A 13,036-nucleotide genomic window follows, 5' to 3' on the forward strand; every position below is an offset into this window, starting at 1 on the left:
CGCATCAGGGCTCACGTGGGCACCAATCCCGTCTCGTCCGATCACGGGTCTTCGTCCCGTTACGCCATCATCGAGACCCTCTACGAGGGCTCAGACACCGTTCTCTACCGGGGTGTACGCGAGGACGACGGCCATCCCGTGGTGCTCAAGGTCCTCCGGCGCGATCACGCGAGCCCTCGCGCCGCCGAGCGGCTTCGCCACGAATACGAGATCGCTCGGGCGCTCGACACAACGGCCATCGTCAAGCCCTGTGGGCTCGCGATGCTCTGCGAACAGCCGGCGCTGGTCCTGGAGGATTTCGGCGGCGTGTCGCTCGATCGGCTCCAGGATGGGCCGACCCCGCTCGAGCGCTTCTTCCCCCTCGCCATCCGCCTCGTCGAGGCGCTCGCCGGGCTGCATCGGCACGACGTCGTCCACAAGGACATCAAGCCGCAGAACGTGCTCCTCAACCCCGCCACCGGCGAGGTGAAGATCACCGACCTGGGGATTGCGTCCCGGATACCCCGCGAGCTCCAGCACCTCGAGCACATCGGGCTCATCGAGGGGACCCTGGCCTACATGGCCCCGGAGCAGACAGGCCGGATGAACCGCTGGATCGACCAGCGGACCGATCTCTACTCCCTGGGCGTCGTCTTCTACGAGATGCTGACGGGCACGCTGCCGTTCCAGGCCGGCGATCCCGTCGCGTGGGTCTATTGCCACATCGCCCAGGCGCCGCGGCCGCCGCACGCGCTCGTCCCCTCGATTCCCCCGCAGCTCTCCGCGGTGGTGCTCAAGCTGCTCTCCAAGGCCGCCGAGGAGCGTTATCAGAGCGCGGCGGGCCTGCGGCACGACCTGGACGAGTGCTTCGCCCGATGGCGGGAGAGCGGCTCCATTCCCCCCTTCGCGCTCGGGGGGCGCGATCTCTCCGACCGGTTCCAGGTCCCGCAGCGGCTGTACGGGCGCGAGCGCGAGCTCACGGCGCTGCTCGCCGTGTTCGAGCGCGTGGTCGCGAGCGGCCGGCCGGAGCTCGTGCTCGTGTCGGGCTACTCGGGCATCGGCAAATCGTCGCTCGTCGCCGAGCTGCACCGGCCGGTGGTGAGGGAGCGCGGCTTCTTCCTGTCAGGCAAGTTCGAGCAAGCCGCGCGGGACGTCCCCTACAGCGCCTTCCATCAGGCGTTCCGGGCGCTCTTTCAGGAGATCCTCTGCGGGAGCGAGGAGCAGGTCGAGGGCTGGAGACAGCGTTTCCGGGAGGCCCTCGGCGAGAGCGGCAGGTTGCTCGCCGACGTGCTCCCCGAGCTCACGCTCCTCCTCGGCCCGCAGCCGCCCGTGCCCGAGCTGCCGCCCGCCGAGGCCCAGAGCCGGCTGCACGCGACGCTCCAGCGCTTCGTCTCGGCGTGCGCCCAGAAGGACCACCCCGTCGCGCTCTTCCTCGACGATCTGCAGTGGGCCGACGCGGGGAGCCTCCAGTTGCTCGAGCAACTCGCCACCTACGCCGGGTCCGAGCACCTCCTGCTGATCGGCGCGTACCGCGACAACGAGGTCGGCCCCGCGCACCCGCTGCGGCTCACGCTGGCCGAGGCGCGCAAGCGCGGCGCCGCCGTGGTCGAGCTCGTCCTCGATCCGCTCTCGGCCACCCATGTCGGGGCGCTCGTCGCCGAGACGGTCCACGCGCCGCACGCGCCGGCAGAGCAGGCCGAGCCGCTCTCGGGGCTCGTCTATGAGAAGACCGGCGGCAACCCGTTCTTCGTGCTCCAGTTCCTCCTCGCGCTGCACCAGGAGGGGCTCATCACCTTCGACGCGGAGGAGGGCAGGTGGCGCTGGGACATCGCCGCGATCCGGGACAAGGAGTTCACCGACAACGTCGTCGAGCTGATGGCGGGCAAGCTGAAGCGGCTCTCGGGCCCGACGCGGGACGCGCTCACGCTCGCCGCGTGCCTCGGCAGCAGCCTGGAGCTCGACACGCTCGCGGTGGTCGCGGGCCGCCCGGCGGCGGAGCTCCGCGACGCGCTCGAGGAGGCCGTGCGGGAGGGGCTGCTGCTCCGCCAGGACGGCGCCTATCGATTCCTCCATGACCGGGTGCAGCAAGCCGCTTACTCGCTCATCCCGGCGGGACAGCTCGCCGAGATGCACCTGGGGATCGGGCGGCTGCTCCTCGGGGCGCGACGCGCGGAGGAGCGCGACGACGCGCTCTTCGACGTCGTCGGCCACCTCAACCGCGGCGCCGCGCTCCTGCGTTGCCAGGCGGAGCGGGACGAGGTCGCCGCGCTGAACCTCCGCGCCGGCAGAAAGGCCAAGGCGGCCGCGGCCTTCCAGTCCGCCGCCGCGCTCTTCGCGGCTGGCCTCGCGCTGCTCGCGCCGGCCTCGTGGGAGACGCGCCACGAGCTGACCTACGGCCTGACCTTCGAGCGCGCGCACATCGCGTACATCACCGGCAGCTTCGAGGAAGCCGAGCGGTGCGTGGAAGAGCTCATGGATCGCGCGAGGACCCGGCACGAGACGGCGACCGTCGTCGAGCTCGCCGTCGCGCTGAACGTCACCCGCGGGCAATACGCCCGCGCGGTGGAGATCGGGCTCTTGTGCCTCCGCGCGTGCGACGTCGATCTGCCGCTCCACCCCACCGACGCGCAGGTCGAGGAGGAGACCGAGATCGTCTGGAAGGCCCTGGGCCATCGGGCCATCGAGGACCTGATCCACCTGCCGCCCATGACGCACCCGGGGTTCAAGATCACGATGGGCGTGCTGCAGAGCGTTTCCCTCCCTGCGTTCTTCGTGGACCCGAACCTGTACAACCTCGGCGTCATGCGCATGGTCGAGCTCAGCCTGCGCCACGGCAACGCCGAGCACTCCGCTGTCGCGTACGCCGCCTTCGCGATGGTGATCAGCTCGAGGTTCGGGCGATATGAGCAGGCTCACCTGTTCGGCAAGCTCGGCCACGACCTGGCGCAGAAGAGCGGCCTCCTCACCACGAAATCGGTGGTGGTCATCCTCTTCGGACACTACGTCGTCTTCTGGACACGCCACTACAGAGAGACGTATCCGTACACGCGAGAAGGCTTCGGCGCCGCGGTCGAGTCCGGCAATCTGAACAACGCGTGCCTCAACTGCATCTGGGCCGCGCTGTTCCCGCTGCTCTCCGGCGAGCCGCTGGAGGACGTGCTCCACGAGGTCGAGGAGCGCCTCGGCTTCGTGCGCAGGGTCGGTTACACGTTCGCGCACAACGCCCTCCTCGGCGGCCACGCCATGATCCAGACGCTGCGCGGGAGGCCGGTCCGCTTCTCGATGCCGGACGGGTCCGAGCTGGATCCGCCGGCCTTCGAGGCGCGGCTGGAGGAGGGGGGAGAGCTGGAGGCCGCTCGCGACTTCTATTACAGCTTGAAGGCGCAGGCGCTCTTCGTGCTCGGCTCTCCCCGAGAGGCGCTCGCGGCGGCGACCCGCGCGATCGCCGAGCACCCCCCCAGGGTCGGTCCGCACGCGCTCATCGCCGAGAGCTTCTATTATCGCGCGCTCGCGCTCGCGGCCCTCTTCAACGCGCCGCGCGGCGCGGGCGAGGCGCAGCCGTCCCCGCCGCCGGTGCTCCCCGAGGAGCTGGAGGAGCTGATCGAGTGCGAGCGGCAGCTCGGCGCGTGGGCCAGGAGCGGCCCGGACAACTTCCTCCACAAGCACGCCCTGGTCCGCGCCGAGATCGCCCGGCTCCTGGGGCGCGAGCCGGAGGCCAGCCGGCTCTACGAGCAGGCCATCGCGGCGGCGCGCGAGGGCGGCTTCGTCCAGCATGAGGCCATCGCCTGCGAGCTCGCCGCGGAGTTCTACCGCGCGCGCGGCCTCCCGACGCCCGCCGACAGCTACCTGCGAAGCGCCCGCGCCGGCTATTTCCGCTGGGGCGCTCACGCCAAGGTGGAGCAGCTCGATCAGCGCCACCCTCACCTCGTCGAGCGCAAGCCGATCGCCCCCACCGTCACCTTCGCCGTACGGGCCGAGCAGTTCGACGTCCTGTCGGTGGTGAAGGCCGCGCAGAGCATCTCCGGCGAGCTCAAGCTCTCGCGGCTGCTCGAGGTGCTGCTTCGCATCGTGGTCGAGCACGCGGGCGCCGAGGAGGGCTGTATCCTCCTGGTCCGGGAGGAGCAGCTGTGGCTCGCGGCGATCGCGACGCCAGGGGGCGCGGTGCGGCTGCTGGATGCGGACGAGGCGCCTTCGGCTGCGTTGCCGCAGTCGGTCCTCAACTATGTTCGCCGGAGCCACGATCGCGTGCTGCTCGACGACGCCGCCGGCCGGCACCCCTTCGTGGAGGATGAGTATTTCCGGCGCAAGCGCCCGAGATCGGTGCTGTGCCTCCCGATCGTGCGCCAGGGCCGGCTCATCGGCCTGCTCTACCTGGAAAACAACCTCGCCACCGGGGCGTTCACCCCCGGGCGGCTCAGCGTCGTCGAGCTGCTCGCCTCGCAGTCGGCGTTCTCGCTGGAGAACGCGACGCTCTATGCCGAGGTGGAGCAGGAGAACGCCGAGCGGCGGCGGGCGGAGCAGGCGCTCAAGGCCAATCAGAAGATGCTCCAGGCCATCGTCGACAACTCGGCGGCGAGCGTCTACGTCAAGGATCGAGAGGGCCGATTCCTGCTCGCCAACCGGCAGGTGGGCGCCCTCCTGGGCATGCCGAGCGAGCAGCTCCTCGGGAGGACCGACGCCGACCTCTTCCCGGCTCCCTTCGCCGAGATGGTCCGCGAGCACGAGCGGAAGGTGCTCGAGACGGGCGCGCCGATGGAGTGGGAGGAGACGGTGCCGCTGGAGGACGGGCTGCACACGTTCCTGTCGATCAAATTCCCCCTCGACGAGGGGGTCATGCCCGGCGTGCTCTGCGGCATCTCCACCGACATCACCGAGCGCAAGCGGGCCGAGCAGGCCGAGCGCTTCCTGGCCGAGGCGAGCCGCAAGCTGATGACGCTGGGGTACAGCGCGACCTTCGAGAGCGTGGCGCAGCTCCCGGTGCCCGAGCTCTCGGATCAGTGTGTCGTCGAGGTGCTCTCGGCGGACAGGACACCGGGCCCGACGGTCGTCGCAGGGGTGCCCGGCGAGCAGCTGGAAGCGCTGAAGGACGCGCTGCGCGCCCTGGCAGAAGCGCCGCCGGCCGGCTCCGAGGGGGTCGATGGCCGCGCCGCGCCGCTTTTGCAGCAGGTGCGTTCGCTCGACCCGCGGGTCAGGCCGCCCTGGGAGCGGCTCGGCGTCCACGCGTTCCTGCGGGTTCCGCTGCTCGCGCGCGACCGGTACTTCGGCGTCATGACCCTGCTGGCGACGGCGCCCGAGCGCCGCTGTGGCCCCGCCGACCTGCGGCTGGCCGAAGAGCTGGGGCGCCGCGCGGCGCTCGTGCTCGACAATACCCGCCTGTACACCGAGGCCCAGGAGGCCATCGCGCGGCGGGACGAGTTCCTCGTCGTCGCGTCTCACGAGCTCAAGACCCCGCTGACCTCGATGCAGATGCAGGTGCAGGCGGCCGAGCGCCTGCTGCACCGCCGCTCGCTCGCAGGCCTTCCCCCGGAGCGGATCGAGGCGATGTTCCGTATCCTCGGCCGCCAGACGTCGCGGCTCGGGCGCCTGATCGACGAGCTGCTCGACGTCACGAGGATGAACGCCGGGCAGCTGGCGCTCACGCGGGCGCTCGTCGATCTGGCGGCGCTGGTGCGTGAGGTCGTCGAGCGGATGCGCCCCCAGCTCGCGGACGCCCGCTGCCCGACGCAGCTGGATCTGGGAGCGCCCGTGATCGGGCACTGGGATCCGGATCGCCTGGAGCAGGTCGTCGTCAACCTCCTGTCGAACGCGATGAAGTACGGCGCAGGCGGGCCTATTTTCATCGGCGTGCTGCGGCAGGCCGATCGCGCGCAGCTCGTGATCCGGGACGAGGGGATCGGGATCGCGGAGGCCGATCAGGGCAGGATCTTCGAGCGCTTCGAGCGCGCGGTGTCGGTGCGCAACTTTGGCGGCATCGGGCTCGGGCTCTACATCGCGCGCTCGATCGTGGCGTCGCACGGCGGATCCATCCGGGTGCAGAGCAAGCCGGGCGCCGGGGCGACGTTCGTGGTGGAGCTCCCGCTGAGCCCACCGGAGAGCGCCGTGCCGGCCGGATCCGTCGTAGACTAGGGCATGCGGTTCGCCGAAGGCCCGCGGGCTCTGGGCACGCCCCTCGCAGCCGCGATGGCCGCCTCGCCGAGGTCCTCGTGACGGAGTCCGCCCACCGGCCCGAGATCGAGCGCGCGCTCCGCTTCATCGCCGCGAACCTCGAGAGGCCCATCACGGTCGCGGACGTCGCGCGCGCGGCGCGCCTCAGCGAGTTCCATTTCCACCGGGTCTTCCACGCGGCGGTCGGCGAGCCGATCGGGCGGTTCATCACCCGGAGGCGGCTCGAGCAGTCGGCGCTGCGGCTCGCGTACGAGCCGGACCGCAGCATCATGGATGTGGCGCTCTCGTCCGGGTACTCGTCCGCCTCGAACTTCTCGAAGGCGTTCGCGGCGCACTTCGGCTGCAGCCCGTCGCAGGTGCGGAGCCCGGAGCGCGGCCTCCCCGTCGCGATCGGGAAGCTGACGTCGCTCTACGGAAAGGACTTTCGGCCAGAAGAGCTCTATACGCTCCCGCCCGAGCGCGGCGTCGACGAGCGGCGCCTCGAGGCGGCGGCGTGGAGCGCGCGGGTCCGCTTCGAGACAACGAGCGGGCTCGACTTCGCATGCCTCGCCAGCCCGGGCGGGTACGACGTCTCGGCCCTCGATCGCCTCTGGTCGGACCTCATCGCCGCCGCCCGGCAGCTCGGGCTCTGCGAAGAGGCCGTGGATGCCTGGGGTATCCCGCACGACAGCCCGCAGATCACGGCCCCCGAGCTGTGCCGATACCACGCCTGCGTGCCCTGTCCGAAGACCGTCCCGCTGCCGCCCCCGCTCTTCCGCGGCCGGATGAGCGAGGGCCGCTACGCCGTCTTCCGCTATGCCGGCGAGGTGTCCGGGATCTCGGAGGCGTATCGCAGCATCTATTCGTGCTGGTTCAGGGAGAGCAGCCTCGCGCCCGACGACTTCACCGTCCACGACCACTACGTCACGGACGAGCCGAAGGACGGCCGCGTGGACCTCGAGCTCTGGTTCAAGGTGCGGCCGCGCCGCTGACCGCAGCACTCCGCGAGAGCTCATCCGGGCCTCGACGCTGGACGCGATCCGTCGTCCATCGCACCAACATCATCACGTGGCGAGCGCGGCTTCCCAACAGCGATGCGCTTCTGATACAAGCCATCTTGTTGAGGGGGGACATACGGGAGGGAGACGATGGCGAACGAACCGGACGCCACTTCGGGGCTGCTGCATACATTTCTTGCATCCTGTCCAGAGATGCTCTTCATCGCGGGGATCGACGGGGATGTGCTGCACTCGAGCGGCGCGCTCCGTCAGGCGCTGGGGGCCGGGGTAGCGCACGGCAATTCGCTCACGGCGCTCGTCCATGCGGAAGATCGCGCCGACTTCACCGCTGCGTGGATCCGGCTGAAGGAGCAAACAGAGCCGGTGCAGGTCGATGTGCGCCTGATGGACGCCCAGGGCGCTTACCGGCGGCTGACGTGCAACGCGAGCCGGGCGCCCGAAGGAGGCACGATCCACGGATCGTTGCGGCAGGCCGGCGCCGACGGCGAGAGCAGCCCTGCAGAGCCGAGCCTCAAGGAGCGGCTCCTCGACGGCCTGGCAGACAACCTCCAGGTCGTCATCTGGGCGATCGACACCGAGGGGACCGTCATCTACCACGACGGCAAGGGGCTCGACGCCGCCGGGCTCGCGAGGGGCGCGCTCCTCGGGAAGAACCTGCTCGAGCTCTATCCCGAGAGAGAGCGCGCCGCCTTGCAGGCGGCTATCGCCGGCACGATGGTCCATGATCACACCACGGCGCACGGCGTCCACTGGGAGAGCTGGGTCGTCCCCGTGCTCGACAGGCGCGATGAGGTCGACGCGGTGCTCGGGTTCTCGCTCGACGTCACCGCGGTGAAGCGCGCGCAGGAAGAGCTGCGGGCCAGGCTCTCTCAGATCGAGAAGCAGCAGGAGGTGATTCGCAGCCTCTCCACGCCGATCATCGAAGTGTGGAACGGGGTGCTGACGCTCCCCATGATCGGCGTGGTCGACAGCGTGCGGACGGCCGAGGTGATGGATGCGCTGCTCGCGCGCATCATGGAGAAACAAGCCCATTTCGCGATCCTCGATCTGACCGGGGTCGACATGGTGGACACGAAGGTCGCGAGCCATCTCATCGAGCTCGTGGCGGCGATCCGCCTGCTCGGCGCCGAAGGCATCGTGGCTGGCATCAAGCCGAACGTCGCGCAGACGATGGTCGCGCTGGGGCTCGATCTCTCGACGATCTCGACGCAACGCGATCTGCGGGCCGCCCTGAGCTACTGTATCCGGCGGATGGCGCCGCAGCCGCCGCAGCAGAGCCGCGCCAGCTGACAGGGCATCACGCGCGGCGGCCCCGCGCCGTCGAGCTTGCTCCGGCGCCGGAGAGCGCCTCCGGCGCGAACGCCGCCTCCCTTTTTTCGGCGACTCTGCTCATCCGGAGGGTGCAGCTGCGCGAGAACGGAGCGATGATGCGCCCGGTTGTGACCGTTCAGCAGCGGGGCCGCGCTCGGCCCTCGCGCTGGGCTCACGGGGTGGGTGCGTGCACACGACAGCCGAAGATCGCGCAGAGACTCTTCACATCGATCCACGTCTCCTGATCGAGGCCCTGGACGACCCCGCGCTCGTCATCGACGCGCGGGGCGCCGTCCTGTGCAAGAACGAGCAGCTCGATCGCCTCCTCTCGGGGCTCGGGGCGCCGAGCCTGCCGCTGTCGCCGGAGGGCGATCGCGTGCTCCTGTCGCTGGCGCCCGCGGCCGCCGACGTCGCCCGGATCCAGGCGCTCCTCTCGGGCGAGGTCGATCGAGCCGAGATCGACCTCCCGGACGAGGGCCGCGGCGCGCCGCGGTGGGTGCTCCGCGGGCTCGCCTGCACGATCGGCGGCGGCCGCGGCGCCCTGCTCCGCCTCATCGACGGAGGGGAGCGCCGCATCCGGGAGCACCAGCGCCGGTGCGCGCAGGTGGTCGAGTCCATGCACCTCGGCTGCACCTTCCTCGCCCTCGAGGCCCCGGAGGATGACCGGTCGCTCCGGTACGTCTACATGAACCGCGCCGCCGAGCGGATCGCCAGCCGGCCCACCGCGGCGATGCTCGGCCGGACCATGGACGAGAGCGTCCCCAGCCTCCGGCAGATCGGCATTCCTCAGCGCCTGGCGGAGCTGATCCGCACCGGCGGGACCGACGAGAGCGAGGTGATCCTCCCCCAGGAAGCGGGCACGCGCGTCATGACGACGTGGTCGTTCCCCGTGGGAGATGAGTGCGTCGCCGTGGTCTACGACGATGTCACCGAGCGCAGGGCGACGGAGGCGTCGCTCGAGAGCGCGCGCCTCCTCCTCGACGGCATCATCGAGCACCTCCCGCTGATGCTCTTCGTCAAGGATGCGGCGGAGCTCCGCTATGTGCGGGTGAACAGGAAGTTCGAGGAGTTCCATGGCCACGCGCCGGGGGAGCTGATCGGCTTGCGCGCCAGCGACTTGTTGCCGCAGGCGCTGGCCGCGAAGATCGACGCCGAGAGCCGCGACGTCCTTGCGGGGGGCGTACCGGTCGAGTTCCCGGAGCTCCGCGTCCCCTCGAAGCGCTTCGGGGACCGCATCGGTCGCGCCCGGTTCATCCCCATGGAGGACGCCAGGGGCAAGGGCCGTTATCTCCTCGGGCTCGTCGAGGACATCACCGAGCGCAAGAAGATCGAGGACGCGAAGCGCCAGGAGTCGATCCTCCTGGAGACGCAGCGGCGGCTACTCGAGCTCATCCAGGAGCTCTCGACGCCGAGCATCCCCATCCACCCGGGCATCCTGGTCGTCCCGCTCGTCGGCCAGATGGACAGCTCGCGCGGCGCCCAGCTCGTGGAGTCGCTCGTCGCCGCGGTCGAGCGGCACCACGCCGAGTTCGTCATCATCGATATCACCGGCGTCACGTCGGTCGACAGCGCGGTGGCCAACCACCTGCTCCAGGCCACGCGCGCCGCGGGGCTCCTCGGGGCCGAGTGCAGCGTCGTCGGCGCCTCGCCCAGCACCGCCCGCACCGTGATCGAGCTCGGCATCGAGCTCGGCAAGCTCGCGACGCACCGGGACCTGCAAGCCGGGTTCCGGCACGCGCTGGCGCGGAAGGGGTATGTGATCTGCGCGCGCGGGGATCGAAAGGCCTGAGCGCGGCGGAGCCGTCCGCGCCGCGCGAGACGGCCGCTCGCGCCACCGCGTCGGCGTCACGAGCTTGGCGAGAACATGATGGGATACACCACCGTCACGACGCCGCCCTCGGGCGCCGGGAACGTGAACTTCTCGAACTCGCGCAGCACGCAGCTCACGACCGCGCGATCCGGCATGGACGCGATCGCGGGCGGCGGCGGGGGGCTGTTCGGCTGCGGAGCGTCCTCGGCGACGGCCGTCACCTTGCCGTCCCTGCCGATGACGAAGCGCACCGCGATCCGGCCAGCGAGGTTGGGATCGCGGAGCAGCCCGGCTTCGTAGCATCTGCGCAGCGCGCCGAAGCGCGCGCGCACGACGTTCCGGATCTCCTCGGGGGGCAGCCGGCCCGAGACCTCCATCGAGAGCGCGCGAAACGAGGGCGGCGATCCTGGCGGGCCGGTGAACCGGCCTTCGCGGGGGAGGGCTCGGATCATGAGGATCTCCGGATTCGAGCCCGGCGGTCGCTCCTTCCATTGCCGTGCGCGGCCCAGGGTGGTCGACACGACCTCCTTGATGTCGGCGAGGCTCGCTCCCGGCACGGCGCGCAGGCCGATGCGGTCGAGGCAGGTCCGCGGCGCCTTCGCGCACGCGGCCTCGGCGAGCTCCGCGAGCGCGGCGGAGGCGCGTTCCCGCTGCGGGCCCACGACCTCACGCTTCACGAGCGTCCGGACGAACCCGCCGCCCTCCGAGGCGCTCGGCGGGGCGACGGTCAGCTCGAAGAGGCTCACCTCCACGTCGCGTTCGCGGACATCGACGGCGATCTCGAGCCACGGCGGCTCCGAGGCGTCTTCACCTGGAGATCCGGGGACGGGCGCGCGGAAACGGAGCCCGCCCACGCCGGTGCGCACCAGCGCCACGGGGTAGCCCGCGAAGGCCGCCGTGCGCGACACGCTCTCGATGACGATCCAGGCGACCGATCCGTCCGCCACGACGGCGATCTCGCCCTGCCCGGGCGCGCCGCGGTCGCTCTCGCGGGCGCGGCGCGCCTCCAGCTGCACGAACAGCTCATCGACCTTGGTCAGCTGGCCGAGCTCGGCGATGCGCTTCGCGTCGCCGACGAGCCGGCCGTCCAGGAGGATCTGGTGGCCTCGGATCTCGACCTCCGGCGTCGAGGCTGCGTCGGGCGGGGCGTCCGGAGCGACAGGCGGCGCCGCGGGCGCGATGGGTACGGCGATCGGACGCTCGGCCAGCGGGCGCGGGGGCGCAGGCGCGGCGCACGCGCAGAGCGACGCCGCCAGCAGGGCGATGGGGCACCAGGTCGGGTGAGGCATCGAGGGGATCTCCGTGGTCGCTTCGCTGGACTGCCGTGATGGGGGAGCTCTGCCTCGTAGACCGCGCCCATTCCCCCTTGCCCGAGCAAGCGGATTACCCGGTACTTTGCGCCGAAGAGCTCCTCCAGCAAGGCACCAACAGCGTAGTGGAGGCGGGCGTATGAGCGCAACCGCCGTTCGCCCCGTCCCAGGTGTCACCTCGTGACCGCGCCACCAGCGACATCGACACGTTCAGGAGCCTCCGCGCCCGGGCCACCCGCCACCTCGAACCATCCAAGCATGCCACGGCGCCAGGACCACGGACGAACGCTGCTGGCACTGGGGGGGTGAGTTTTTTACATCCAGCGGGGATATGCCCAGGGCGACGGTGGTGGCCTAATTTGCCCCGGAATGATTCACATGAAGGCGGTAAGGCGGGAAGATCATTGACTTTTCTTCCCGCCTTACCGCCTTCATGTTCAAATTAGGACACCACCAGGGCGACCAGCCCCTCGGCGGCCGGTGGTGTCCGAACCTGGCCTTGATGAGCGGACTCACGAGAAGATCCGGACGCTGCCCGGCGGCTGGCAGGGGCTGGGCACCGTCGACTCGTCAGGGGGCTCTGACGGGGTCGTGGCGGCAAGGATGGCCCTTGCACGAGGCGTTGAAGAGGAGCACCTCGCCGAGCCCCTTCTGCTTCGCGATCGCCTTCGCTTCTTCCGGTGAGCGGCAGATCGGGAGCGCGGAGGCGCACTGCCGCCCGAGCTCTGGCCAGCGCAGATGATCGACACAAACAGCGCCCTTGCTCGTCCACGCCGCCTCGAACCCGTGGCCCGGCGAGTCCGGCTCCTTCGTGTGCACGCCCGCGGTGTCCCAGACGTCGATGGGGGTGCCGTCGATGGTCGCGCTCGTGCCGTCGCCGCAATAGTCGGCGCTCACCATGCGTACACATGCAGCATGCAGCTCGGACATGGAGCTCGGGCTCACCGGGTCCGGCAGGTAGCGCCAGTGCGTCTGACACTTATGAAGAGTTATTTGTCCGGAATGATGAGGTGTATGTCCAGGCAGATCGCCATTCGTCCCCGAGTGTCCTTCGTATTCGTCCGGTACCCGCTGCATCCGGCTCTGCCTGCCGTGGCGGTACGCTTCCCAGTCGACGAAGAACGGCTCTGCCTGATCGGGCATCGCGGCGCCGGTGGCGGTGCCCGTCGCTTCCGGTGCGGAGATGCTGCCGTCGTCGCTGCACCCCTGGAGCAAGCCCGCCAACAGCCAGAGGACCGGAGCGGCCATTGCGCAAGGCCACGGTCGAGTCAGTCGACTCCCATGTGCGCCTGTTGCGGCCACCGGCGAGGACCGATCCCATCGACGTCGACGAACGTGTAGCGAAGACGATGAATCCATGATTCTCCTACCTTCCGAGATCCTGAAGAGGGGGCTCCGCGTGGACGTCCATGGCGGTACAGAACGGCCGAGTAAGCCACCGTCGTTCATCGAGCGTCGGCTTT

The 13,036-nt window shown here is 70.3% G+C and carries 6 protein-coding genes; 4 read left to right on the forward strand and 2 right to left on the reverse strand.

Features of this window, described 5'->3' with window-relative positions; translation table 11 throughout:
* Positions 1–15: 15 nt before the first annotated feature.
* The 4 genes from WMF11_RS19570 to WMF11_RS19585 all read left to right on the forward strand — a co-directional run bounded on the left by WMF11_RS19570 (position 16) and on the right by WMF11_RS19585 (position 10,242).
* Entirely contained in the window at positions 16–6,105 is a 6,090-nt protein-coding gene (locus tag WMF11_RS19570) for an AAA family ATPase (protein ID WP_437978538.1), read from the forward strand.
* 77 nt (positions 6,106–6,182) lie between these two features.
* Positions 6,183–7,115, forward strand: coding sequence for an AraC family transcriptional regulator (locus WMF11_RS19575; RefSeq protein ID WP_437978539.1), 933 nt, complete (start codon positions 6,183–6,185; stop codon positions 7,113–7,115).
* Positions 7,116–7,271: 156 nt separating this feature from the next.
* Entirely contained in the window at positions 7,272–8,432 is a 1,161-nt protein-coding gene (locus tag WMF11_RS19580; RefSeq protein WP_437978540.1) for a PAS domain-containing protein, read from the forward strand.
* A gap of 208 nt (positions 8,433–8,640) precedes the next feature.
* The gene (locus WMF11_RS19585) at positions 8,641–10,242 is read left to right on the forward strand and encodes a PAS domain-containing protein (RefSeq protein ID WP_437978541.1); all 1,602 of its coding nucleotides are present in this window, start codon (positions 8,641–8,643) and stop codon (positions 10,240–10,242) included.
* 56 nt (positions 10,243–10,298) lie between these two features.
* Here the strand turns inward: WMF11_RS19585 and WMF11_RS19590 are convergent, their stop codons facing one another.
* Entirely contained in the window at positions 10,299–11,552 is a 1,254-nt protein-coding gene (locus WMF11_RS19590) for an AgmX/PglI C-terminal domain-containing protein (RefSeq protein WP_437978542.1), read from the reverse strand.
* A 591-nt stretch (positions 11,553–12,143) separates the two neighbouring features.
* Positions 12,144–13,022 (reverse strand): ADYC domain-containing protein, encoded by an 879-nt coding sequence (locus WMF11_RS19595; protein WP_437979323.1) that lies wholly within the window; start codon positions 13,020–13,022, stop codon positions 12,144–12,146.
* Positions 13,023–13,036: the final 14 nt, after the last annotated feature.

This window comes from Sorangium sp. So ce295, assembly GCF_051527405.1.
Lineage (GTDB): Bacteria > Myxococcota_A > Polyangia > Polyangiales > Polyangiaceae > Sorangium > Sorangium cellulosum_B.